The following is a 22,986-nucleotide window of genomic DNA, read 5'->3' as shown; positions in this document are numbered from 1 at the left end:
ACCGGAAACAAAATGGCGATTAAGGAATTAACGAAACAAGACTTACTTGGCATGGACAGCATGATTAAAAGCTTTGGATCGGAGCTATGGAAATTAAAGACAACCTACGAAGCCGACCCTGTAAAGAAAGAGCTTATCGCTTCATTATACAACCTCAAAGACATATTCTCTCTAAGACTTTTCAGTTACTACATGCCAGTAGGCCCAACAACAAAGAATGTCAAAGATAAGCTTGATAAAATTTTCTTCACAACAGAAGAACAGGACGACTCAGCTTTAAAGATCCAAGAAGAACACAAGGACGATATTTTGACCTACTTATCATCTGTGATGAGTATTAATAATAAGAAATACAGAGAAGCGACACCGGAAGAAATAGCATCTGATAAATCCGTTTACACAGAACATTTCAAAACCTTTGTGTTTTTTCCAAAGTCCAGCTTTGCTTACCGCAATGAATTCGACACAGCTAAAAAATCTAGATTTATTAAGTCTACACGCACACTAAAAGATAGTGAAAAGAAGGTGATTAGCGAAACTATTTCGACGCTTGGGGCTAACAAAGACAAGCCTGATGAAAAAATATCGCTCATAAATGACGAGCACCTATACATACTAAATGGATCATTCAGTAAAATTTACACTACGCTAGCTGAAGACTATTTAAGTATTTATAGCATTGACTCAGCGATAGATATAAGAATAAGTCTTAAAGATCTCATTCCATTCATCAAGAGTGGCAAGGTCAAATTAGGTGATGCTGCAATCATTGTAGAGGCGTCCAGCGACACCAAAGCAGATCCAGAACCCATAGCACCAGTGGTAGAGAAGACAGCCAAGATCGAGCAGGCAAAGCCAGCAGCACCGGCCAAACCCACACCACCTGCTACACCCGTAGCACAGGCGAAACCTACCCCGGCACCTGCACCAGTTGCCAAGCCAGAACCAGTGATGAGCAAGGCAGAAGCCTTTCTAGCCACGGTAGCCGTATCAACAGAAGTGGTTGATGCTGTTGACGCTGATGAAGATGAACAAGCGATGTTGGATGATTTACCAGACGACATCTAAACTAATTAACAATGTAGGAGATACTATGCAACAAGAAAGTCAAAACACACGTATTCCACCTGAAGAAATGGCGAAAATGATAGAGATATTAAAAAGCAAAGGATGCTGGAAGGAAGACGATGAAGAAGAAGTAGACTTAGCTGAAAATGTGAATGAGGGGGAATAACCCTCTTTACACCAAATTAACGAACGAGTAGACCATGAGTTATGACGATGAAAATGATAATCCATTTGAGATTTCTGATAGTGAAATCTTAGAAATATATCCAGACCAAACCATTGAACAAATATTTGAAGAGCAAATTTTACTGGGCTTAGACTCCGAAGAGCAGGTTGCAGAACTGATTAATAATTTAAAAAGCTATAACAAGCTTTACGCAATATTCAATAGAAGAACCGCGTTAATAAAAAGAGAAATCGAATTGAAAGCTGAACTTAAATCAATCGAGAAAGAAAAGATAGAACTTGATGTCGAATACCTCAGTTACAGCAACCAAAAAGACCTATAAGGTCTTTTCTTTTACTTCCCTAAATACTCTACCACGGCTTCACGAAGCTCTTCATGGTGATCTTGACTACTCACTCTTTTGACCGTATTTCTAAAATCAATTTGTTTCAATTCAAGACATAATGATTTGTAAGCAATTGATGTAGCGTCGTGCAAGTCGTTAGCGATTGAAGCGGCTTTCGTCATCGTTTTTAGCTTTCCGTATGGGCCGTTAAATTTACCAGACTGCTTTAAGTAATCAATGACTGTTTTCGTTTTAGAGAAATCAGGAGAAAACCCGGTTAGCTTATTATCTGGATCAAATATATCATCGTCACCGTAGGATTTTAAGACTGCATCCATAATGAATGCTGTATACGTCTCTCTATCTTCTTCCGCAAGAGAGTAATTTTTATAACTTGACAGCAATCCATTAACCACCAGCTCATTCTGTTCTGAGGTAAGTTTGATACCCTTCGACTCATAAGACCTAACGATTCTGTCAATCGAATATTTAAAATTTTCAATCGCCATTTGATAAGGGGAATGAGCAATGAATGTTGAATGTATTTCTTCATCTGGATAAATATCATAACCGTCATCGTCGTCTTTTCTCTTTGTAAATCTAAACGTCTTCAACAGATATTTTTCAATATCCGCATCAGAGTTCGGGGTTTCAAAACGTGTACCGCTATAGTTTATGCTCATTATATTTATCCGTAGTTATTTATATTTTGGTTTTCTTCTTTTCGGGCCAGTTCCTGATGAATCATCTGGCCCATCAATTTCTAAATCATCGTCAGCCACATAATCAGCCGCATCTTCTGCTTTGAATGACTTTGGAGCTTGCCCTTTCATACCTTCAACATTATCAGTTGGATCTGTATCAACAAAGTCCGCACCTTTGGTAGCAGGAGCGTTTTTAGCGGTTTCAGCCACATCTACATCTTGATTGATACCCACAACTTTCTTAGGTTCTCTTCTAAGTTCCTTTTGAAGATCTTTCAAAGTGTAATAACCTTGCTTATTGCTGTAATCTATATCTTCAACTTCACTCATTTTAATTTCGTTCAATGAGTATGAATGAACATCGGTCATGAACACACCGTTGACTTTATCAACAGTGATACCAGCAGCCTCAGCGGCTAGTTCCATTCTTTCTCCCAAGGTATGCTTGTTTTTACCATCATGATTTCTCAACTCATAAATCAAGTGACCTGTAACACCCGGTATGCAATACATGTTATCCACTAAGACTGGCTTTTCTCTTGTCTCATACGCTACATCAGCTTCAATCAAACATGAAGCATCCATTGGCAATGTGTTAAGCACCTTAATGGCTAAAACCTTCTCGTTCTTTTCAAGAATGCCTTCAACAGTTTTATCCACATCACCCGCATATTTTTTAAGCACATACGCCACACCAGCATGGTTTGCTATACCGTCCTTAAATTCCATATCAAAGGTTTTCATACCGCTTTGAATGGTGAACTTGTCTATCACTGGAACGTGCTCAGAATCGGCTTGTGGAGCCTCCTTAGCCACGTCTGGCTTCTTACCATTCGCCAAGTCTTTAAGCTCATCTGGCGTCATGAACTCTTTTTGAAGCTCATCAATCACATCATCTTTCGGCACTGGATTGGCGTCTTGCTTAACCTCTTCTTTAACGTCAGTTTTATGAGTGTTACCCTCTGTCATCTTGAGCATTTGAACAAGTTCATTAGCTGAAACGTTAGCACGTTGCGGCTTGCTGTATTTGTTACCAGAACCTGCAATCATTTCCATACCATTTTTACCAGCATAGAAATAAAGGTCTACGCCCTCCCCGCTCATATTGAATTTATACACATTCGCAGTATCAGGGAACATTTTAGAACTGGTGCTGTTCTTGTTTGATACAGCGTTAAGCTCACTGCCTTTAACAACATTGGAATAATTAGAAGCAGAAGACGCATCACCTTGTTCAATTTGGGCTTTGAACTTTGCCATTACGCCACTTCTTCTTTTAATATCAGACATGTCGTTTTTGTCTAACGTTGCGAAATTGTAGTTGTTTTGCTCATTAATCAATGCAGTAACACCTTTCAAACCAGCAGACATCTTTTTCAACGTTTCAGTTGCAGCATCACCGCCGTTCCAGAAATCGAACGTCTTGTTTTTGCTGTCTGGATTGAAACCATACTTTTGCAACATTTCAACCGCTCTAAAAGTATCTTTGTATTTTTCTGGTGCATTCTCACCAGAACCGTAAACTTCTTTGAAATTATCAAGTTCTTTCGAGAGCTTCTTGAATGATTCAACGATGGATTTATCTTCCCTAAACTTTTTAAGAAATTCAATATCAGCCGTTTCTTTTCCATTAGCAACGTTATTAATTTGCTTCACGGCGTTTTTATCAATTGTCTCAACGCCAAGTCTGAATTGACTCCATGCTGTATTAGCTTTGATTCTGTTTGAAGCAGCATCAGCCGCTTGGAACAATGCATAAGCCGCATCAGTCATTTTCTTTTCATCAGCCGTGGCTTCTGGCTTGATATTTAATCCCTTACCACCAGTCAAACCATCGGTCATTTCTACTGAATCAGCATCACCAATACCGCCATGAGCTTTGAAACCAGCGTATTTTTCTCTAATTTTTGCTTCAAAAGCTGGATTATCAAATTTGATTTTAGTTGGTTCATATCCAGCCAATAATAGATTCTCGAAACATAATGAGTAAAATTCTGTTTTTTGTTGAGCATTCATATGTGACGGTGCGAAGATGCAAGGCTTTTTCAACCCAGACTTTTTAACAGCAAGGCAACCCGCCTTGATAGTAGCTGGATCTAATGCGTAATCATTGTGGAACGTTGCTTTTGAACCAGAATAATTGATTGCTACCTTCCCTGTTGAATCAGTCGCTTTGAAACTTTTGTTGAAAGGTAAGACAGATTCTTTGTAATCCAATCCAGCCGCTTTTGCAGCGTCTGCAACCTCTTCACCCATTTTGAAATCTTTTCTGACTATCTGGCCTTTTCTCTTAACTTCTTGCCAGAATAGATAATCGGCGTGATCTCTCTTACTGATGAATTTGTTATGGACGTTCAACATTTCATCGTGCTCAGCTTGCAATGACTTACCCAAAGCACTTTGAGCATTAATCGCTTTTTCTTCTGCAATCTTTCTACGTTGTTCTTGCTCTATCAAATCGAATTCAGAACCGATAAAAGCATTGTCTTCATAGCTGGTAGCAGATGGTTCTTCAAGATTGGATTCAAGGGCGTCTTCTACTTCTTTATCCGTAATTCTGTATTCTGTATCACCGTCCGTAATTACGATTTCTTCTGTCACTGGATCAACAGTCACAGGCAATACATCGTTTTGTCTTTCTAGCTCTACTTCATTCGCATTAGTTTCTAATGACTCATCGACCTGAGAAGTCGCTTCAAAATCATAATCATTTGGTAATGGTTGTGTGCTCATAATAATATACATTGTTATCTTATATTATTATACAACATTATAATACTATATCAAGAGAGCAACTTTATTTTATAATCATCATTGACTTAACTTTATAATAGGTTATTATAATTATAACAAGGATGTGTTGTAATACTCTTTTTATGCGGATGTTGATTTCATATAAAGTTCTTGCTTAAAACCCCCACGGATAGGGGTTTTTTTGCGTCTACTGATAAGTCATTTAACCCAAACCGTTAAACTGCCTTGCCAGATGAATAGCATAGTTATCGGTCATGCCGCTGACATAATCAAGCACTTGTCGAATAATGGCATATTCTTTTGTTACGCCAGATTGGTGATCGATGCTGCTTAAGTCCAGTCCCAATAGGTCAACCACCCTTTTCGTTTTGGAATCATCCGCCGAACCTTTCTTGACGTAATCCAGAGCTGCAGCACAACTCACATTCAGGAGCGTGGAAACCGTGCTATATGCACCAATTTCTAATTCAACCTTGCGAGGGTGTTGAAAGATCTCATCACGGGCCAAACCTTTTGCAGCACTCACACAGGCCCGCACGTTGCTATCACAGAGATCGAGCAAACCATTAACCCTACCGGACATAATCGCATCATGGTTATTCATGAACGCAGCCACACCGGCATCTACAAAGGCAGAAATGACTTTACCCCGAACCATTGAAAGTCTACGACCGACCTTCATGCCTTCAATTTCTTTCAGTAATTGATTCTTCTGGTCATCACCCAAGACAAGGCATAAGATTTCAAATACCTTATCCCATTCCAAGATACCCATTTCTACGCCGTCTTCTAGATCGAGAATGGCATAACAAAAATCGTCAGATATTTCCATCAAATGGGCCAAAGGATGACGACACCACCAGCCTTCACCGAGCTTTAACAATCCAGAAGCTTTTGCTACTTCTTCAAACAAACTCAATTCAGAAACATAAACACCGAATTTGTTTTGAATAGGTCTTTGCTTATTAAGTGCATCACCCGCTAACCACGGATACTTTATAAATGCAGCTAATGACGCATAGGTCAATCGCATACCACCCTCATTAGGGTGATATTCCGAAGTGGTCAAAACTCTAAACCCTTGGGCATTCCCTTCAAACTGGCGTAAGTCAGTGGCCTCATAGAAAGGCAATTGCTCTATAAGACGTGCCCCACCATCGGTAGAGAACCAGTGACGTATAGCTTCTTCACCAGTATGGCCGAACGGTGGGTTGCCTATGTCGTGTGCAAGGCACGCCGTCTGGACAATATCGCCAATGTCAGCCGCTGAATGTTGCTCAGGTATCAGACGTTGATTCAGTAGCTCTTGACCGACACGGACACCCAGCGTGCGACCCACACAAGCGACCTCCAAGCTATGCGTCAGGCGGTTATGAACGTGATCATTGGTAGCCAAGGGGTGAACTTGTGTCTTGCGTGCAAGACGCCGGAAAGCACCAGAGAAAATGACTTTATCGTGGTCGGAATGGAACGGTGAACGGCCAATCTCCGATTTTGGAGGACGACCTCCAAGGCGAGTATTGTTTAGCAACTTATTCCAGCTCATGCTTTCCATTGTCAATCCTGATGAACATAAACCCTATACACAATATAGCCAATCAACAGCTTTTTATCAACAAATGGATAAGCAATATTAAGTGCATTTGAATTAAACCATATATATGCTACAATTAGATTAATTAACAATATTTATTATTATGGAAAACGACAATAAAGAAGCAATCAAAACCCAAGCAGGAAATCCGCAAGAAATCATTGAGAACAGCCCATACGAATTTTCCGATGAAGTTATAGATCATATTTATAAGAAATATAAAACCGGGATGGCAAAAAATAAACAACAAATTGAACAAAGAGACAGCAAATCAAATAGCGAGAATACAAACTAAACACCTTTAATGGTGTTTTATTTTTTAAGTAACTATTGCAATTGGATTTGCAGATGGTATGATGAATGTAAGAACTCATAAATACATCATGAAAAGAAATAATAACACTTCAAACACCGTTAAAAGGAACTCTAAGCCAATACGTTCAATAGATGTATCAAAACGCGAATCCCCTGCCGTCAATAAATCCTATGCGAGTGCTGCAGAAACAAGGGTAAACGAAGAAAAACGTAGAATTGATTTTTTAGATAAACAGGCACAAAAAGAACAATTTGAAAGATGGGAAAAGAAAAATCTGGCCGATGCAAAGCAAAATAATACTACGGATGATGACAGTGATGACGAGTCTTTTTACAGAAACTTCACCGTCTGCGGAGTGATACTAATAGCTATTATGTGGTTTTTCGTTCCTTCTACACGTCAACTCACATCTATGTGTTTTTATCTGATGGCTCCTATTATTGCCCTACACCTTACTTTATACGTGATTTCAAAGTGTTTTGAATTTTTGCGTGAGGGGAATAATTCAATAACACCGGAAGTTCAGAAGGTAAAGGAAGTAAAACCAGTGGTTATCACTCCGAAAAGAGTCAAGCTGGAATTGCAGAACACTACAGCTTTGCTTTCGCAATCGACACTGACCGCAAACACTGCTGAACAGTTGAGCTATGCTGACAAAGCAAACCAGCAAGTAGTCGTCAATAATGTGGTTATCGCTGCATTCGATAAAGAAAAATCAATTGATTTAACGATTGCTAACGAACAACTCAAATTGTCTTTATCAATGCTTGAAACCAGCTTATTGCAAGAAATGAGATAAGCGGATAATTACCTATTTATAGCCTTATAATCAGTTGCTGGAGTTTAGGCATTCTGCTATATTTAACTTACTTTAAATCAACTGAGTAAGTGCGATGGACAGGGAAAAGGTTAAAACAATCATTCAGCAAAAGAATGATAACTTTCGTAAGAATCTCATTGAAATCACAGCCACACAGAATCAAAGGCACTTCCAACCTACCCCGCTCGTCCAGCACCTTTACAAGACCGACATACCGAAGTTTTACCGGCTTTTAGATACTGCAATGACCTACAAGGGATTTGACGATGCTAACGACCCTTGGAACGAACACGACATGGCTTTCTTTGAATTTGAAGGCGAGCGGTATTTTTTCAAGATTGATTATTACGATGAAAGCTTTGAGTTTGGTGCAGAAGATGAAGACAAAATGAAAGATGAAAAATGCAAGCGAGTGCTTACATTAGCTCTTGCAGAAGAATACTAACCCGCCAAGTGCGGGTTTTATTTTGCCCATACATTTGACAATTAATAATGCCGTGCTATTTTATAATTATAGGCGGGCCACTATTCCCACTATGATTGTATCTTTTTAAAACTTCATACTCCAAAATTAAATACACCCGGAAGGGTGTTTTTACTTCCTGCTTAATTGTATTAATCATTTAATATGGTAAAATGGATTTAATAACAATCGAAATCTAATACCATGGGAAAATTAACCACAAAGACATACGAAGAAAAGGTTAGTAAAGCAATAAATGCAGAAATCGAAAAAATAGCTGGCGAACTATACGCCTTTATAAAGCAATCCACTGACAACCAATACATCTACATAGCAGAAGAAATCAAGCCTTACTTGTTACACAAGGTTAAAGATTTAGATTTCCCCAGATTTAACTCTATTCCCGTTAAGGGTTACTCAATAGCATCTTGTATTTATGCCTATACGCTAACTGAAAATGAAGAAAGGGAAATCTTGGGGCCTTTTGATTCATCAAGAAATCTAATTTCTACCGAAAACTTTATTCACTACCTACAAGATAGCCAAGGAGCAAGCACATTTGGTGACTATCTCAAACTATTACTCACTACCTACAAAATGACGCTTGGTAAATCATTAGCTTCTTATTTGTGTCTAATAAAAGAACAAAACTTTATTGGTGATGACAACGCTGAATATAGTAATGATGGAAGCCACCCAAAGCGAGAGTTTCTAAAAAGAATTGCATACATCGTCTTGACCAGCGAAAACAAAACAGAAGAAGAACAGGTTTTATCTTTCACATCTGATTACGAGCTTACTAAATTCCACATGTATCAACCAGAATACTTGTGCAAGCTTCTTGGTATTGAATGCATAAATGTTATAAGAAATGGTGAATATAGTTATGGCATCTACTTCAAATCCAACAAGGGACTTCACCACCTTAAATTCAATGGTGATGAATACAGCATATTCACCCGTCAATCATCAAGCCGAGCTTGGTCGGAGGTAAAACATCACAGTAAAATTTCTTTTGCGGGTAAAACCAAGGAAGCTGCTTATGTAGACGACATTGAATTTTCTGATAGTGGATTCCTAATGCTTGAAATGCTTCACTTCGGTAACATCACGAAGATTTACCCAGCCAAGACCAGAACGCTTACCGAAAAGCTGAAATACCACTTAACCGGCAGAAATCTTACCAGAAGATATGGAAGGTTCTTGTCGATAGTTAGCGGTTTTATTGCCTTTCATATCATGATAATTATTATCCCAGCGATGATATGAAACCTAACCAGACACCCAACCGGGTGTTTTTTTACGTCTATCAAAAAGCAATCCTTCGGATACTGGAACGTTGTTCCTTTCAGGAGCGGGTGATCAATGTGAGTGGTTCGGTGGAAATCGGGCAATTCAGGCCATTTGTTACAGAAATTATGTCGGGCGTATTCGGAAAAAGGTTTTGTGATATCGAAAATTAATAACAAATGCCTATCCGATTAAGATTCAGGTTGAAAAAACTAATAAATGATCGAAATAAAGGTTGCTGGAGTATCAAAATCCCACTAATATAGCTTCAACGGAAAGGGAAAAGACATTACCTACCGGATAAAACCTAAAATTAGATCGATACTTGGAGTTACAAATATGAACACTGCAACCAACGCCGCTGACAACACCAACGTTGAAGAAAACGAAAACGCTGTATCCTCCAACACCGAATTGAACATTGTTAAAGGTGTTCTGGAAAGTGAAAACCCAAGCATCAACGACTTTGTTGATCTGGCTAAGCAAGGTTTCTACGACACCAATTTCGTAAACCTTCTGCAAGACTTCACCGATAACGTTGCCAAGAAGATGGAGCCGAAAGACTACGACGCCGAGATCGGTGCCCTGCAGTCTGAATTGCTGGCAACCAAAGACCTGACCAAGCGTTTCGGCATCATGGAAGCTATCACTAACCTGATGAACCAACAGGCTGGCGAAGGTAGCGAGATCCGCACCAAGCTGGAAGGTGTGAGCTTCGTTGAAATCGCGGTGGCCTACGCCAAGGACATTCAAGCACTGGTGGACGGTGTAGCAATCGAGTTCCTGAAAAAAGGTCAGACCGCTACCCTGAAATTCAAACGTGCTCCGAAAGACGGTAGCATTGCCACTACCACCACCTCGGCACCGGCTGAAACCATCACCTTCGAAATCAAGGGTGTTGCCCACACGGTCAAAGCTGGCAAAGGTCGCTTGAACAGTGAAATCCTCGCCATCGCAGAAGACCATGCCAAGGCCGTGAAGGACGAGAACGCCAAGACCAAGCCAGTCTTCATTCAAGCCCTGAAAGACGGCAAGGTGAAAGGTGCGAAAGTCACCAAGGTTGAAACTGTCTAATAGACGGTAGTAAACAAGAAGCCTCCTTAACCGGGGGCTTTTTTTCGTACCTAGAAAGGCCGCATTCTCTCACCACCACCCACGTTCCAGTATTGAGATCGAGCAGGCCACCAGCCTACACGACTGGCCTAGCCGGTTCACCCGGTACCGGGTAGATCGACAGCCTGCAGGTGGATGGCCGACCACCCTACCCTATCAGTCTCTTCTATATATAGAAGGATGCACCCAGCAAGCCCGCTGGTGGTGGCATCAGCCTCGACCCACCCACATGGTCAGGCACAAAAAAACCCGTCTATGCGGGCATTTGAGAAACGTCCAGTCATGCTTATCAATTGATAGCCTGCTTTCGCTCATCAGCTTTTTTGTAGATCTCAGCAATCACCAACAAATCCGACAGACTGTAAAAGAAGGCTTTCGTCTTTTTATTTGAGTTAAGTTGATCGCTTATTCTGGTTAATGTCACATCAGCCAATTTGTTTTTTCTTTTTCTCACATCTTGTTCTTTTTTTACTCCAACCAGTTCAAGCCTCTTATACCATCGTGTTCTTACCTTGATGAATGACTCATTGCCTTTTACAGCATTGACAAAATCTTTCAGGCTCACGAATTCCAAATAAATAGGTGTTCTACCATCATTGAAATAGTTCCAGACTGTATCTAAATCCTCAATTCTATAGACAGAAAAATTGCTGACCGGCCCAAGTGCTTTTTTATCTTTGACGACCTTATAAGGCAGCGTGCCATGCTCAGACTCGTAGGCATCAATCATCTTACCAAAATCATATAGAAACAAACCACGCTCTTCTACATAATCATAAACTGAATTGACATTGAGATCTTGAATGTAAGGATAGGTCTTTAACGTCTGCCAGCAAATTTCATCCAATCTATTATTTAAAGCCTGATGAACTATCTTTCCGCCATAGAAATATTTGTGCGGTTTTGTTCTGTCAATGTTCATTTAATCACATCCGTATAATTTGTTAACTTATCTGAATTATAACGCAGCATTATAATTACTCAAGTCTAAATTGTAATAACATTAAAATATGTTATAATATTTAAAAATAATCAAAATATAAAATGACGAAATATCTTAATGCATTATTTATAACATCAGCCCTGCTATTCACATCGACAAATGTCATTGCCAGTAATTGCGGAATGAACGAGCAGAACACACAAGTTAAGATTTCAGGAGAAACGTGTGATGGCTCAATGACGGTTGAATTACTGGGGCGAATGAACCCAGCACTCATTCAATCCAATCCGTTTCTAAAAGGTGATGAAATACAAAACACGTTTAACGACAAGATGCAAAATGATCCAGACTTTAAAAGAGACGTAGAATCTAATCTTGCTGGCTTGCAAATATCCACTAATGCGATGATTTTTCTAATGGTCATCTGCATAGTGCTAGGACTTATTGCAAACGTTACGGTTCATACAATAAACGGAATGCTCCACGCCGAAGAAGACAAAGGCCGATACAATTTAGGACGCAGCATCATTTCATATGCCATATTAATTGTGTTCTTTACCGTTCCATACGGCCCGCTCACAGGTGCTGGATGGGCAGGTTCTTATCTGGGAATAGGTGCAGAAAAGCTTGAAAACCTCACAAGACGTGGAGCTATGTACTTTTTTGAAAACTACGTAATCGATGACAAACAATCTGAAAATCTAACTGAGGATAAAAGCAATAAGAACAATATCAACGTCGAATATTCAAAAGCCGAAAGTGAAAGCATTATTACCAAAATGGTTATCGGCTATGCATCGATGAGACAAACCGATAAAGCGTATATGTTTGCATTGAACAGCCGCTACGCAAAATTAGCCGATCCGGCGACGTTCTATCATTATGTGGACAACCGTATTGAAATGTACAGAACCGCTCCTAACTCAGCGGTCGTTGATTACACAGGTGGGACACACATCATCCCTACCCCAAACCTAGACTTCTTGGGTGATAGCTACAAGAAGTTGAATTTAGAACAATACGTCACCAGCGATATAGGCTCACTTGAAAACAACCTCACCACTGCTAGAAGAGTGTTAATGGAAGACATAGGCACTGAAAATAATAACTCAACCGCGATAGATAACGTAGTGGACGTGATATTACTCATGAGCAAAAGAGAAATACTCATGAACTATTACAAGCAAATACAAACTGATGGAACATTAGCAGCAATAGCAAAAGAGCTTCTAAGACAAGCCTGTTTTGACAGCATGGAAGCAGAACGTTCTAAAAGCTTTCTGGCGTATTATAAAGACGGTGCTGCATTTGCGGGTAATCCATTCTGTTTAAGCCCCACAGACAATACAGGTGCAAACTTTGAAGTCGTCGGCTTAGGTGCGACAGCTAAGAATATGCGAGGTGACGCAGACAGAACACAACAGAATGCATGGTTTGCTAAGCAAATGTCGTTAACACAGGCTGTAATCGACAAGAGACATTCATTATTAGAACAAATTGCCACGATTAGATTAAGTGTTGCTTTGACTGATAGTTCAAAAGAAACCGCTCAACTTGCCGCATCAAGCCAGACTGGATTCATGTTGGCGGGTACTGAATATCTCTGGAATATTGAAGATAAACAAAGAGTGGTCAAATCATTATTCTTAGGTTCTGGTGAACAAATCATCAGCAAAGGCAGCGAAGCCAACCTAATAAACTATGAATTTCTGAGCAAAGGCGGAAATAAAGCTTTTTCTGAGAGTGGTTTAAGATTTGGATATTACACTCAGGCTATGTATGCAGAATTTAAGCGAGGACGCACCAGTGAAACGCATACGATGACAACAGATACCATTATACAAAATGCCGTTGAAACCTCTAGTAGTTACAGTGAATTAGATACAGCGTTCGAGAAGGCATTAACCAATCCAATTCATGCTTTTTACAACACACTAGGGCTTACTGAATCCTGCAGAGACGATACTGATAAGTGTATAGCACCTACTACCAACGTATTGAAGAATGTGGTTGAGCTAGGTAATAACTTGATAGATACTTCTTTAACGGCACTTATTAAGGCTACTGGCGTATCAGTCGCTGCAAGAAGCATTGATCTATTTACATCATCTAATAAGGACGAAAAAGGCTCAGTAAAATCCAAATCTTTAAAATCAGGTCTTTCATCTGGCCTAAACAAAGCCTTCAATGGAATTAACGTCATTTCAAGCTTTATCGCATACATGATGACATTCGTATTAATTTTCGGGATTTTTCTGGCAAAGGTAGTGCCGCTTGTATTCAATCTTCCATTTTTATCTGGACATCTAATGACGACGATGGTGTATTGCATCATCCCTGTCGCTATAAACTTTTTTGGCGTCTGGCTCGCACTAGCTAACGACAAAGATAATTTCGACTCAATAAGAAAGAAAATGAAGTCTATGATTATAGTGCTGTTATTTTTACCAAGCCTACTAACATTCGTAAAGATATTAAGCTTTGTGTCAGTGTCCAATTTTATTTTCTTAATCATAGAAACTATTTATTCTGCAACGGCTACTGCAAGCTTAATCGATGAAGCCATTGTGTTGTTCTTTATAGGCATGTCGTTATTAGCGTTGGTTGTCACAGTAGCAACAATTTGTTGGAGCATCATTGGTATATTCTTTAGAATTGCTGGACTCCAATCATTCTTAGGTGATGAGCCTTTAAAGGTGGTTCGCAAAATAAGTGACTTATTCACTAAGATTATTCCGGGAATTAGCACAGTGCGAGAAGCGTTTAGAAAGCAAGTAGGAAACAGCATGAGAAAATACTCGAGAAAATAATCAACATGATAATTATTATCAGTTTGATATTGATTTATAATATGCACATGGTATAATGAATATAAGAAAGGAAGATAATTCAGCTTCGCAATGGATTGTCATCCGATATTAAAGATTAGAAGATTAGTTGGACAGGTTAAAGTTATCGTTGCACATTGAGGTGCAATAAAAGTGTATGGTGTTATCCATATTAAACTTGACTTTAGTTAGGTGTTCGACTATAATAAAATCACTAAATAGGAGATACATCATGAACTTTATAATCAGCAGTTTCAAAGCGTTACTCGGCATTTCTATCATCATCGCTGCAATTGTAGCAGTTGCGATGTTTACTAATTTTTCGTGGGTTGAAGATTTGACCTTCTTTGGCATTATTGCAGCACTGGGTTCAATCAAAGCGTTCCTTCCCGGAGTATGGGCTTATGGTTGCCTGACTATCGGTGCTGTCTTTCTCGGTGGTATGTTCATGGTTAGTCAACACATGATCTGATAGCGTTATGTGGTAATCGTTTTATCCTATTTGGTCTGTCAATTAAGCCCCGTCTACTGGGGCTTTTTTGTGCCTACAATAAACCCAACATGCATAACCTTTGCACCGTTTGTAATTACACTATAATATGTTATAATATTATATAATAATATTAGCAATTACAATGAATAAACTTATATCAAAAACCATTTTTTCTTTTTTCTTTATTTTTACTTTATCAATGCCAGTCATGGCGGCACAAGCCGTTACGACTGATGTAATAGCGAAAGCAGAGCTTGATAGGAAAAACGAACCCGCCAATAAGGTTATTCAAAGCCTAAAAGGTTGTGAGCTTTCAAATACTGTAGAGAAGACAGCTAAATTCTTTTCTGGCGATAAATCAGCTACACCCGTTGTCTGTAATGAAAATATTCATGAAGATTACAGCGAAGTTGACGCCATCACCAGAATCATACTTTTAACGCCTGCATTAGTTACCTTTCTAATCGCTTTAATGTTTGGATTCGCGTTCAAGAAAATAGAAATGATTGCTGGAAAACCTACAAATTACACCCGATACACCATCTTATTAATCATCACCGTATTTCTTACCGCTCCGTGGTATGAATCAACCACTAAAAATGGAAGCACAACACGCAGCAGCACGATAGAAATGCTGGCGTTGATAATCTTCAAAATGGAAAGCGATGACGTAAACAAGCGTGTTGCCGAAATGGTTGAAAACAAACTTTACTATTTCGCAACGATTAGATTACCGGATTACAACGGCTTAACTGGTCAGTTTGAAAGCTTGTTAGATTTCATGATTGCTTCTAACGGTGTAGAAGATGATAAGCCATTCACATTTTATTTCACAGACAAAAATGGAGATTTATATGGACGTATTCATTCTGGTAAGTATTCCGGCTCACTCACGCTACCGATAGACCAGAATTGCGTAAAGCTTGCCAACGAATATGGTTTATTCGATTGCAGACAGAAGCAAATCGACTGGTATAAGCAGTATGTAGCAGAAGCTCTAACAAGAGTAAATGCCGCTAAAAATAATTACCTAGTGGGATTTAATAACGCATCCAGTGTTTTAAGCAAGACGTTTGATATGAAGATGTCGTGTGACAACATCGAAGGTATCAACCTAACCGTTTACAACCAAAGAGATATAAACGGAATTTACTTGAAAAAGGTGGCGATGTGTATTTCTCAAGACTTCACCTACAAAATGCACAAATTGAAAAACATAACAACTGAGGCATACTTAACTAACAACAACTACTTGAAAAGCAGAAGAGTATCATTGTGTGCTCATGATCAATCAGGAGCCTTCAAATACACAGGATTTACCCGCTCCGAAAGCTTAGAGAAGGTTAAGACGTGCGTAGCAGAAGCATGTGGTGCAGATGGTTCACCCTACATGTGCTCAGCCGCTGTTGCGACTTTCCACTCTCTACAACGCTCACAGACGTTCTACTGGCACAGAATACCGGCATATCTTGTGGGTGATGTGAATATCAATTTCTCATACAACGCAGAGACGTTTGGTAGACGTTTCATGTTCGAGTATGAAGAGTCCGGTGATACCGACATGGTGAACAATGATGCACAATCGGTGTTCACCCTCTCCTATCCGAAGATCCAAGGTTATGAAGCCGCTGAATACGGTTACTTAGAAACCTTAAAGAACTGGGCTGGCGAGCAGTGGCAGTATTACATGGGTGTGGCAATGGATTTCAATATGGATCAATTGAATACACTCGGCAATATAGGTCAAGATGGCTGGATGGGAATGACCAAATTATCAACGTGCGTGGCTAACCCACATAAATACGTGGATGGCTATCTATGTGGTGGTGTGCTTCAAGAAGCCATGAGCACAGGTGCAGTCAACCTCAAAGGTGGGTTTGATATGTTGGTTTCAAGCACAGCATCATTAGGAAAAATCAAAGGAACGAAAAACAGCACAGCGGCTGAAATAGCCCAGAGCAAAAACTTCATTCAAAAGGTTGTCCCATTGAAGAGTTTAGGTATCGTCGCTTACTTCATGGCAACCAGTGCTGAAAACAACATCTATTCTACAAATGGTGGAGGATTAGACACCACAGCAGTGAACGCCGGGATTTTACTTGCCAGTGCCGTAGGTGGCCCGGAAATAACAACAGCTATTAGAACGGTTGGATGGGCGAAAATCGGTTTAGGCGTATTGCTTTACTTTATGCTTCCATTCTTCATACTCAGCCGATTCTTGCAGGCTATCGCAGAATTATTATTACACTTTGGTATGTCATTGACGTTAGCATTATTGAACTTCATAGAAGCACCATTCTCTACCGGCTCAATCAGTAACACATTCTCAAGAAGAGATAATGACATTCCAGACTTTGTAATTACTGTATTCTTGTTAATCAGCTTTCCCGTTCACATGCTACTCACGTATTATTTCACGGACTTCTTCATGAATAATATGTTCAGTGTTTATCCAGTCAGCATCATGGAAGTCGCTAATTTCCTAACATCTGGTAGCTTGTCACAAGGCTCAGCAGCCGCTTCATTCGGAACAAACACGATAAATGCGTTAGTAGCTGGATTTATTATTGTCATCCACTTCATGCTGTATTTCAGCGTGATTAGACTCATTCCTATGCTTCAAGGATGGTTCTTGTTCAGTAACGGTGAATACTCAACAGATGGCGAAAACGATGAAGACGTGAAACGTTACATGTCGAAATTCTAAATAAAGCCCTTCGGGGCTTTTTTAGTGCCCTAACATATCGAACTGTTCATCCGCAAATTTCGAGTATTCAATCCCGAATTTACCAATGTCGTTATTACACAACGCTTTTCTCAGTTTAAGCTTTCGAAAATTATCGTTAGACTTACTGAGTAAGGAAAGAACCTCAATGGACATAGGGAACTCAACGAATTTACCGCTTTTACCAAAGCTGCCTATCAGGAAGTAAACTTTGATAGAAAGCTCAACGTAACCCAGTAGTTTGAAGCCGCTATCAGCCACCATGTTGTTAACAAAATCGGCACAGCCTTTAATCTCTTCATTGACTTCTACCACCTTGTTGAATTCAGCGGAGTTGAAAGAAATGATTTTGTGTTTAAGTTGTGCATAGAAAACTGACATAACACGCTCCTTGTTTTGTCTAATGTCTCATTCGTTCTGTCGCTAGAGTTGATCGATTCTTGATCGATTGCAACCTCTTTAGAAAGAAATTTAAGGGCCGCTAACAGGGGTAAGTGACACCCTGTATGTCAGCACCAAATGGACAACAGGACAGCCAAAACAGAGCGTTTAAGAGCTTCTGGGGTATGTTTGATTTGTCTGTTGAGACGGGGATTATGGGCATGTAAACAAAAACCCCTTTCGGGGCTTTCTTACATCTTGAGAGTTGGTTTTTTCTTTGGCGTCTCGAATGCGGCTTTTAGTTCAGCTTCAAAATCGTCTCTGTCATAGTCTGACAGGGCTTCAACGTCAACGTTGAAAGCCACCTCTACCCTTTCGAATTTCTCACTATATGAGATCTCGTTCAGGGACATGCCGACCTTGTGGATCTCGTCTAACAGTGATGCTTGCGACTGGAAATTGTCTTTCTCGAATCGGCCTTCTGCAATCAAAATTCTCATGCTTTCGTGAAAGTAGAAATCAGTGTCATTCAACACCTTGATTACGTCATCTACTTTGATGCTGGGGAAGTGAACAGCGTATTTTTCAAGTTCAGGCTTCAACCACTCAGCAAAGGTATTTACGCCAAGCTCTTCTTTAGTGGCTATGGCAAAATCATTCACATCATAAAGATGCTCGTTCTTAGCAATGTCCTTGCCCAGTGCCTGACTAACACCTACCGCGACTTTGTAAAGGTCGCTATCAGGCTCATGGCCCATTGTAAACTCTTTTGATGGCTTGCCAGTCTCATAGAACCTACCGATTATCTCACCATCACCGGCTACAAAGACCCTTGCAACAGCGTCATTATCTTTTCTATGGAACATGATGTAAGACTTATCATCAGTGAAGGCTTGTGTATCGATAGCCTCATTAAAGAAGGAACCCAGACGCACCTGTTTGTGTGCCTCATAGTGGCTTTCCATGAAGGCTTTAACGCTTTGCACTGCTACGCCATCATTGCGTTCAGTGAGTGCTTCCATGTTGCGATCCAAGAGAGCATTCAACTCATCTTGAAAGGTGTTGAGATCAATTTCATTCGACATAATCAATACCAATTGTTGTTAGTATTATAATACCAAAATCAAATAGATAGTCAATCGAACGAGACAAGCCGCCGATTATTGATCTTCGAATAGGGATTTCAAGGTTCTGAGGTTTGATTCGTTCAGTTCAATGATTTTACTTTTACCTTCATAGCGTGCGACAACATACTTTGAACGGACACCCTCAAAGTCATAGTTTTTTACTTTTGTATATAGATATTCTTGATCAGCGTCATCAAGCATAAAGAAACTGACATATGGACTTTCAAACATAATGATATAACCATTGTTATTACCTATGTTATACCACATGCAGATAATTTTTCAACTTAACAAAAAACCTCAGTTAAGAGGCTATTGTTTGCAGTCCAGTATTTACATTCCCGGCTTACGAGTTCGTGTTTTTTTGATTTCTGGCTCTTTATCATTTTCTGGATCTCCGAACGCCGCTTTGATTTCGTCTTCAAAATCATCCGCATCAAAATCAACGATGTCGTCATCATCAAGACCAAAGACAGAAACCACGTCTTCCCAATCGCTTTGTAATTTCAGCTTTTCGATAGTTTCTATGTGCCTTTCAATATCGGCAACAAAATCTTTCCCGCCAAACACAACATCATCCCATTCAGCATCTTTAGTAAACGCCGTTGTTTCCAACGCATGAGTAACTGCAGCATGAGCGTTATAGCCAGTAGCCTCTAAACAATCTACAAAAGCTTTAAACGAAATAACCTCACTGTGAGTGTTGTCAGCATTTTGCAATAACCATTCCGCAGCACTATCAACGTCTAATTCAACCTTACGACGCTCATCTAATTCATCTTCACTTATTTCAAGCGTCATGTTGGCAAAATCCAATCCTGTTGTTGATGCAATTGCTTGGAAAAATTCGCTGTCTTCATGACCCCACCCAAGACCTTCAAATCTATCAATGCCGCCACTATAAGAGATAGACACGTCACCATTCTGGCCCACAATCCACTTTTCATTTGAACTTACTTCAAAAACTATATAAGCAGCATCATCATTTGCGTATGTGACTTTGAAATCTTGATTTATTGAAAACCCACTGTATACGTTTGCCGACTGATTACTGTTGTAAATTTCATATATCTTATCTGCAATCGTCTCCCCTTCTTCCCATTCGTGGTGCTCCTGCAGCATATCTGTATCACCGGCAAGCATATAACGAACTTCATTATATCTGTTTTTGTAATCCCTTATTGCATTATTGGTAAACTCTTCATTGTATTCGCGTGCGTCCATATTTTCCCCTATTCAAGTTAGTATTATAATGCTATCTGCATTTATTAATTATTATAACTTGTTCTAATTGTTAGTCAAATGGGCCGCTACTAACTTTACTTTATCCGTTTTAATGATAGAATGATTGTAATAACATTCAGGAAAGAAATGAAAGGCAATCAACATACTGATATTGATCTATTCAAGAAACTATATATAGAAGAAAAGAAAACCCCGTCGCAAATAGCACAAATACTATCAATATCCAAACAAAGAACTTACCAAATACTTGATCAATACAAGATAGAAAAGAGACAGGGTGAAAGCACAAGAATAAAGAATGAACTAAGAAACGTTGTGTATAGCCTCTATGTAACCAGCGGCCTAAGCAAAGAGAAAATAGCGAAAAGACTCAACAAGCCTGAGACTGCAATCCTAAAGATTCTTAAAGAGCTTGGGCTTGTTCACGTCATAAGAACCAATCCAAGAGTCGAGATTGATAAAGAAACCCTAGTGCGACTGTTCATAAGAGAAAATCTCACAGCGGCGAAAATAGCGGAAATGTATGGAATAAGCTTAAGTTGCGTTTTTGGGAAGCTTTCAAAAGGCAACATCAAAAAAGGTGGAAACGTAAAACTTCAGATCAAGCAGGAAGTTCTACAAAGAATGTATATTGATGAGCGTATGACAGCGGGAGAGATTGCAAGTCACTACAATGTCGCAAGGACTTTGATCTATGGAAAGCTCAATAAATTCAATATCAAAAGAAAAGATTCCAAGGCAATCAGCAATGAAGAAATTATAAACCTTATAAAGTCGGGGATGTCACAAAGAGAAATATCAAAACGTTTCAACGTCTCACAGGCGACAATTAGTATAATGCTAAAAAAAGACAACCATAACAAAAAGGTGGCTTAATATGTTTAACCAAAGACATTTTCACCCAGACATGGAAAGCTTCTTAAAAAGCAAAGCATCTGATGGTAAAAGCGAAGTGCAAGAGCCTAAGCTAAAAGTCACTAGAGAACTACTCATTGATTTGTTTGTAGCGGCTAAACTAGACGCTTCGCAGATTTCGGCCAAGCTTGGACTCACCAAAACCTACATCAAAAGGAAATTAAAGGAATTTGGACTGAATAATGAGCCAAGAAATAGAATAGTGCTAAACATCACAAAAGAACAACTGATGAAGCTCTATATTACAGAAAGATTATCCACGGCCAAAATAGCTGAAATGTATGCCGTCGATAGGGATGTAATAGTCACAATGCTTGCAAGAATTAGCAAGATCCAATAATCTAAAATCACACCACAAATGAGGACTATATGAAAAAACATGAACCGACATCCAAAGATACCCATCCACTGTTTTACGGAATGAAGATCGTTAAACGAACTGGCAGAAAAACCAAAGACGAGACACTAAAGGGGCTTACCACAAACTTAATTGAGATACTTTATGTGGAATATCAATTATCAGTAAAGGAGATAGCTTCATTGTGGAGTATAAACGAAAATACGCTAAAAATGCATATTTATAAATCGAAGATTACGAAACGAAAGACCAAATAATCAATAATAAAACCAGCATCGTAGCTGGTATCTTTTAATAGTTCATAATGATTAAGTGCTTCACTTCTTGCTTAGAATTTGAATTGTTTATATTCGTCTTATACTGCTTATCATACTCAACAATCCTAGCACCCACTCCATAAATCTCTCTAATCAAAGGAGTATCAGAAATAACAACCATCCACTTACACGACAAGCTGAACAATAATTTACCGAGTGCTCGTTGATCTTTCTCACCGAAACCAGACGCTTCATAATCTTTAAAAACAGAATCATACGGCGGATCTATAAAGATAAAGTCGTCTTGATTTAGGTCGCTGTATCCGTCTATGATTTGCTCATAGCTTAAGTTTGAAATCACCGTACCATCCAGTTTATTTAGAAGGTCTTCATTAAATAGGTATTTTAAATCCATTCTCTTTTTATTATAGGATGCAGCGTAAGAAACGTTAAACTCCCCTTTGGCATTGTACCTATTCATACCGCCATAACAGTAGTTCAGCACAAAGAAGTAGTATGCAGCCTTAGAGCTTGCAGACTTCCATTGAGCATTCATCATTGACCTTGCAAAATTATAGATACCAGCTTTAACCATGCTCTCTTCATATCCTGAAAAGTCAAATACCCCCTTCCCTTCCAGCCGCTTTATTTTATCTAAACGGTAATCATCTATGTGCTGTCTCATGACGATGCTTGCATTATCTCTTGCAGAAGTCCAGTTACACCATAAACCGTCAAGCATAAATAACGTTTCGTGGAATTCTTGTTTTCCGGTTTTGATAGCGTTATACAGTGCAATGAGATTTATTGACTTGTCGTTAATGTGATAGCTTTTTGCTTCTATATCAAAATATACCGCACCACCACCTACAAACGGCTCTATGTATCTGTTTATTGAAGTAGGTTTAAACTCATTGATTATTTCTAACTCGTCTCTTTTACCGCCAGCCCATTTAACGAATGGCTTTAATCCTCTTGTCATATTATAAAAGTAAGTTGATTACAACCATATTACTATATTAGATTTATATTTCAAGTCACTATTGAAATATAATTTGCAACTGGTATAATAAATATAAT

21 protein-coding genes are annotated in these 22,986 nt (G+C 39.2%); 13 read left to right on the top strand and 8 right to left on the bottom strand.

Features of this window, described 5'->3' with window-relative positions; genetic code table 11:
• Positions 1 to 12: 12 nt before the first annotated feature.
• The 3 genes from AAEZ06_RS05360 to AAEZ06_RS05350 are packed head-to-tail and all read left to right on the top strand — an operon-like array spanning position 13 to position 1,577.
• Positions 13 to 1,068: a hypothetical protein gene (locus tag AAEZ06_RS05360; protein ID WP_350613236.1), complete on the top strand. Its 1,056-nt coding sequence runs from the start codon at positions 13 to 15 to the stop codon at positions 1,066 to 1,068.
• 25 nt (positions 1,069 to 1,093) lie between these two features.
• The gene (locus tag AAEZ06_RS05355; protein ID WP_350613234.1) at positions 1,094 to 1,234 is read left to right on the top strand and encodes a hypothetical protein; all 141 of its coding nucleotides are present in this window, start codon (positions 1,094 to 1,096) and stop codon (positions 1,232 to 1,234) included.
• 34 nt (positions 1,235 to 1,268) lie between these two features.
• A complete protein-coding gene (locus AAEZ06_RS05350; RefSeq protein WP_350613232.1) occupies positions 1,269 to 1,577 on the top strand; it encodes a hypothetical protein in 309 nt (102 codons plus the stop codon).
• 11 nt (positions 1,578 to 1,588) lie between these two features.
• Here the strand turns inward: AAEZ06_RS05350 and AAEZ06_RS05345 are convergent, their stop codons facing one another.
• The 3 genes from AAEZ06_RS05345 to AAEZ06_RS05335 form a co-directional block, all read right to left on the bottom strand.
• Positions 1,589 to 2,263 (bottom strand): hypothetical protein, encoded by a 675-nt coding sequence (locus AAEZ06_RS05345; protein ID WP_350613230.1) that lies wholly within the window; start codon positions 2,261 to 2,263, stop codon positions 1,589 to 1,591.
• A 15-nt stretch (positions 2,264 to 2,278) separates the two neighbouring features.
• On the bottom strand, positions 2,279 to 5,017 hold the full coding sequence (locus AAEZ06_RS05340) for a hypothetical protein (RefSeq protein ID WP_350613228.1): 2,739 nt from the start codon (positions 5,015 to 5,017) through the stop codon (positions 2,279 to 2,281).
• 223 nt (positions 5,018 to 5,240) lie between these two features.
• Positions 5,241 to 6,593, bottom strand: a complete 1,353-nt coding sequence (locus AAEZ06_RS05335; protein ID WP_350613226.1) for a deoxyguanosinetriphosphate triphosphohydrolase — start codon at positions 6,591 to 6,593, stop codon at positions 5,241 to 5,243.
• A gap of 142 nt (positions 6,594 to 6,735) precedes the next feature.
• Between AAEZ06_RS05335 and AAEZ06_RS05330 the strand changes: the two genes are divergently transcribed.
• The 5 genes from AAEZ06_RS05330 (at position 6,736) to AAEZ06_RS05310 (ending at position 10,595) form a co-directional block, all read left to right on the top strand.
• Positions 6,736 to 6,927 carry a hypothetical protein gene (locus tag AAEZ06_RS05330; RefSeq protein WP_350613224.1) on the top strand — a complete coding sequence of 64 codons (192 nt, stop codon included), beginning with the start codon at positions 6,736 to 6,738 and terminating at the stop codon, positions 6,925 to 6,927.
• Between the two features lie 88 nt (positions 6,928 to 7,015).
• Positions 7,016 to 7,747, top strand: a complete 732-nt coding sequence (locus AAEZ06_RS05325; RefSeq protein WP_350613222.1) for a hypothetical protein — start codon at positions 7,016 to 7,018, stop codon at positions 7,745 to 7,747.
• A 94-nt stretch (positions 7,748 to 7,841) separates the two neighbouring features.
• Positions 7,842 to 8,213 carry a DUF3768 domain-containing protein gene (locus AAEZ06_RS05320; protein ID WP_350613220.1) on the top strand — a complete coding sequence of 124 codons (372 nt, stop codon included), beginning with the start codon at positions 7,842 to 7,844 and terminating at the stop codon, positions 8,211 to 8,213.
• A 222-nt stretch (positions 8,214 to 8,435) separates the two neighbouring features.
• A complete protein-coding gene (locus AAEZ06_RS05315; protein WP_350613218.1) occupies positions 8,436 to 9,500 on the top strand; it encodes a hypothetical protein in 1,065 nt (354 codons plus the stop codon).
• A 360-nt stretch (positions 9,501 to 9,860) separates the two neighbouring features.
• Positions 9,861 to 10,595 carry a hypothetical protein gene (locus AAEZ06_RS05310; protein ID WP_350613216.1) on the top strand — a complete coding sequence of 245 codons (735 nt, stop codon included), beginning with the start codon at positions 9,861 to 9,863 and terminating at the stop codon, positions 10,593 to 10,595.
• Between the two features lie 328 nt (positions 10,596 to 10,923).
• On the opposite strand, the gene AAEZ06_RS05305 is transcribed toward AAEZ06_RS05310, so the two are convergent.
• Positions 10,924 to 11,556 (bottom strand): hypothetical protein, encoded by a 633-nt coding sequence (locus tag AAEZ06_RS05305; protein ID WP_350613214.1) that lies wholly within the window; start codon positions 11,554 to 11,556, stop codon positions 10,924 to 10,926.
• Positions 11,557 to 11,759: 203 nt separating this feature from the next.
• Here AAEZ06_RS05305 and AAEZ06_RS05300 point away from each other — a divergent pair, with 203 nt between their 5' ends.
• The 3 genes from AAEZ06_RS05300 to AAEZ06_RS05290 all read left to right on the top strand — a co-directional run bounded on the left by AAEZ06_RS05300 (position 11,760) and on the right by AAEZ06_RS05290 (position 17,605).
• Complete coding sequence (locus tag AAEZ06_RS05300; RefSeq protein WP_350613212.1) at positions 11,760 to 14,387, top strand: hypothetical protein; 2,628 nt, start codon at positions 11,760 to 11,762, stop codon at positions 14,385 to 14,387.
• A 250-nt stretch (positions 14,388 to 14,637) separates the two neighbouring features.
• A complete protein-coding gene (locus tag AAEZ06_RS05295) occupies positions 14,638 to 14,877 on the top strand; it encodes a hypothetical protein (protein ID WP_350613210.1) in 240 nt (79 codons plus the stop codon).
• A 163-nt stretch (positions 14,878 to 15,040) separates the two neighbouring features.
• Complete coding sequence (locus AAEZ06_RS05290; protein ID WP_350613208.1) at positions 15,041 to 17,605, top strand: hypothetical protein; 2,565 nt, start codon at positions 15,041 to 15,043, stop codon at positions 17,603 to 17,605.
• Between the two features lie 21 nt (positions 17,606 to 17,626).
• On the opposite strand, the gene AAEZ06_RS05285 is transcribed toward AAEZ06_RS05290, so the two are convergent.
• The 3 genes from AAEZ06_RS05285 to AAEZ06_RS05275 all read right to left on the bottom strand — a co-directional run bounded on the left by AAEZ06_RS05285 (position 17,627) and on the right by AAEZ06_RS05275 (position 20,355).
• Positions 17,627 to 18,004, bottom strand: a complete 378-nt coding sequence (locus AAEZ06_RS05285) for a hypothetical protein (protein ID WP_350613206.1) — start codon at positions 18,002 to 18,004, stop codon at positions 17,627 to 17,629.
• A gap of 251 nt (positions 18,005 to 18,255) precedes the next feature.
• Positions 18,256 to 19,089 carry a hypothetical protein gene (locus AAEZ06_RS05280; RefSeq protein ID WP_350613204.1) on the bottom strand — a complete coding sequence of 278 codons (834 nt, stop codon included), beginning with the start codon at positions 19,087 to 19,089 and terminating at the stop codon, positions 18,256 to 18,258.
• A 375-nt stretch (positions 19,090 to 19,464) separates the two neighbouring features.
• Positions 19,465 to 20,355, bottom strand: coding sequence for a hypothetical protein (locus AAEZ06_RS05275; protein WP_350613202.1), 891 nt, complete (start codon positions 20,353 to 20,355; stop codon positions 19,465 to 19,467).
• Between the two features lie 147 nt (positions 20,356 to 20,502).
• Between AAEZ06_RS05275 and AAEZ06_RS05270 the strand changes: the two genes are divergently transcribed.
• Positions 20,503 to 21,252: a hypothetical protein gene (locus tag AAEZ06_RS05270; protein ID WP_350613200.1), complete on the top strand. Its 750-nt coding sequence runs from the start codon at positions 20,503 to 20,505 to the stop codon at positions 21,250 to 21,252.
• A gap of 1 nt (position 21,253) precedes the next feature.
• Positions 21,254 to 21,631 carry a hypothetical protein gene (locus AAEZ06_RS05265; RefSeq protein ID WP_350613198.1) on the top strand — a complete coding sequence of 126 codons (378 nt, stop codon included), beginning with the start codon at positions 21,254 to 21,256 and terminating at the stop codon, positions 21,629 to 21,631.
• Positions 21,632 to 21,940: 309 nt separating this feature from the next.
• On the opposite strand, the gene AAEZ06_RS05260 is transcribed toward AAEZ06_RS05265, so the two are convergent.
• A complete protein-coding gene (locus AAEZ06_RS05260; protein WP_350613196.1) occupies positions 21,941 to 22,888 on the bottom strand; it encodes a DNA adenine methylase in 948 nt (315 codons plus the stop codon).
• Positions 22,889 to 22,986: the final 98 nt, after the last annotated feature.

Source organism: Pseudomonas sp. HY7a-MNA-CIBAN-0227, from assembly GCF_040310325.1.
Lineage (GTDB): Bacteria > Pseudomonadota > Gammaproteobacteria > Pseudomonadales > Pseudomonadaceae > Aquipseudomonas.
Note: the sequence above shows the minus strand (reverse complement) of the source record. Positions and strands in the feature narration are given on the sequence as shown.

What these genes read in the sequence shown, in the direction of transcription:
- AAEZ06_RS05340 (WP_350613228.1), bottom strand. Translation starts at nt 5,017, where the DNA reads ATGAGCACACAACCATTACCAAATGATTATGATTTTGAAGCGACTTCT.
- AAEZ06_RS05345 (WP_350613230.1), bottom strand. Translation starts at nt 2,263, where the DNA reads ATGAGCATAAACTATAGCGGTACACGTTTTGAAACCCCGAACTCTGAT.
- AAEZ06_RS05300 (WP_350613212.1), top strand. Translation starts at nt 11,760, where the DNA reads ATGAACGAGCAGAACACACAAGTTAAGATTTCAGGAGAAACGTGTGAT.
- AAEZ06_RS05295 (WP_350613210.1), top strand. Translation starts at nt 14,638, where the DNA reads ATGAACTTTATAATCAGCAGTTTCAAAGCGTTACTCGGCATTTCTATC.
- AAEZ06_RS05335 (WP_350613226.1), bottom strand. Translation starts at nt 6,593, where the DNA reads ATGGAAAGCATGAGCTGGAATAAGTTGCTAAACAATACTCGCCTTGGA.
- AAEZ06_RS05270 (WP_350613200.1), top strand. Translation starts at nt 20,503, where the DNA reads ATGAAAGGCAATCAACATACTGATATTGATCTATTCAAGAAACTATAT.
- AAEZ06_RS05350 (WP_350613232.1), top strand. Translation starts at nt 1,269, where the DNA reads ATGAGTTATGACGATGAAAATGATAATCCATTTGAGATTTCTGATAGT.
- AAEZ06_RS05355 (WP_350613234.1), top strand. Translation starts at nt 1,094, where the DNA reads ATGCAACAAGAAAGTCAAAACACACGTATTCCACCTGAAGAAATGGCG.
- AAEZ06_RS05285 (WP_350613206.1), bottom strand. Translation starts at nt 18,004, where the DNA reads ATGTCAGTTTTCTATGCACAACTTAAACACAAAATCATTTCTTTCAAC.
- AAEZ06_RS05265 (WP_350613198.1), top strand. Translation starts at nt 21,254, where the DNA reads ATGTTTAACCAAAGACATTTTCACCCAGACATGGAAAGCTTCTTAAAA.
- AAEZ06_RS05330 (WP_350613224.1), top strand. Translation starts at nt 6,736, where the DNA reads ATGGAAAACGACAATAAAGAAGCAATCAAAACCCAAGCAGGAAATCCG.
- AAEZ06_RS05260 (WP_350613196.1), bottom strand. Translation starts at nt 22,888, where the DNA reads ATGACAAGAGGATTAAAGCCATTCGTTAAATGGGCTGGCGGTAAAAGA.
- AAEZ06_RS05360 (WP_350613236.1), top strand. Translation starts at nt 13, where the DNA reads ATGGCGATTAAGGAATTAACGAAACAAGACTTACTTGGCATGGACAGC.
- AAEZ06_RS05310 (WP_350613216.1), top strand. Translation starts at nt 9,861, where the DNA reads ATGAACACTGCAACCAACGCCGCTGACAACACCAACGTTGAAGAAAAC.
- AAEZ06_RS05325 (WP_350613222.1), top strand. Translation starts at nt 7,016, where the DNA reads ATGAAAAGAAATAATAACACTTCAAACACCGTTAAAAGGAACTCTAAG.
- AAEZ06_RS05320 (WP_350613220.1), top strand. Translation starts at nt 7,842, where the DNA reads ATGGACAGGGAAAAGGTTAAAACAATCATTCAGCAAAAGAATGATAAC.
- AAEZ06_RS05290 (WP_350613208.1), top strand. Translation starts at nt 15,041, where the DNA reads ATGAATAAACTTATATCAAAAACCATTTTTTCTTTTTTCTTTATTTTT.
- AAEZ06_RS05280 (WP_350613204.1), bottom strand. Translation starts at nt 19,089, where the DNA reads ATGTCGAATGAAATTGATCTCAACACCTTTCAAGATGAGTTGAATGCT.
- AAEZ06_RS05315 (WP_350613218.1), top strand. Translation starts at nt 8,436, where the DNA reads ATGGGAAAATTAACCACAAAGACATACGAAGAAAAGGTTAGTAAAGCA.
- AAEZ06_RS05275 (WP_350613202.1), bottom strand. Translation starts at nt 20,355, where the DNA reads ATGGACGCACGCGAATACAATGAAGAGTTTACCAATAATGCAATAAGG.
- AAEZ06_RS05305 (WP_350613214.1), bottom strand. Translation starts at nt 11,556, where the DNA reads ATGAACATTGACAGAACAAAACCGCACAAATATTTCTATGGCGGAAAG.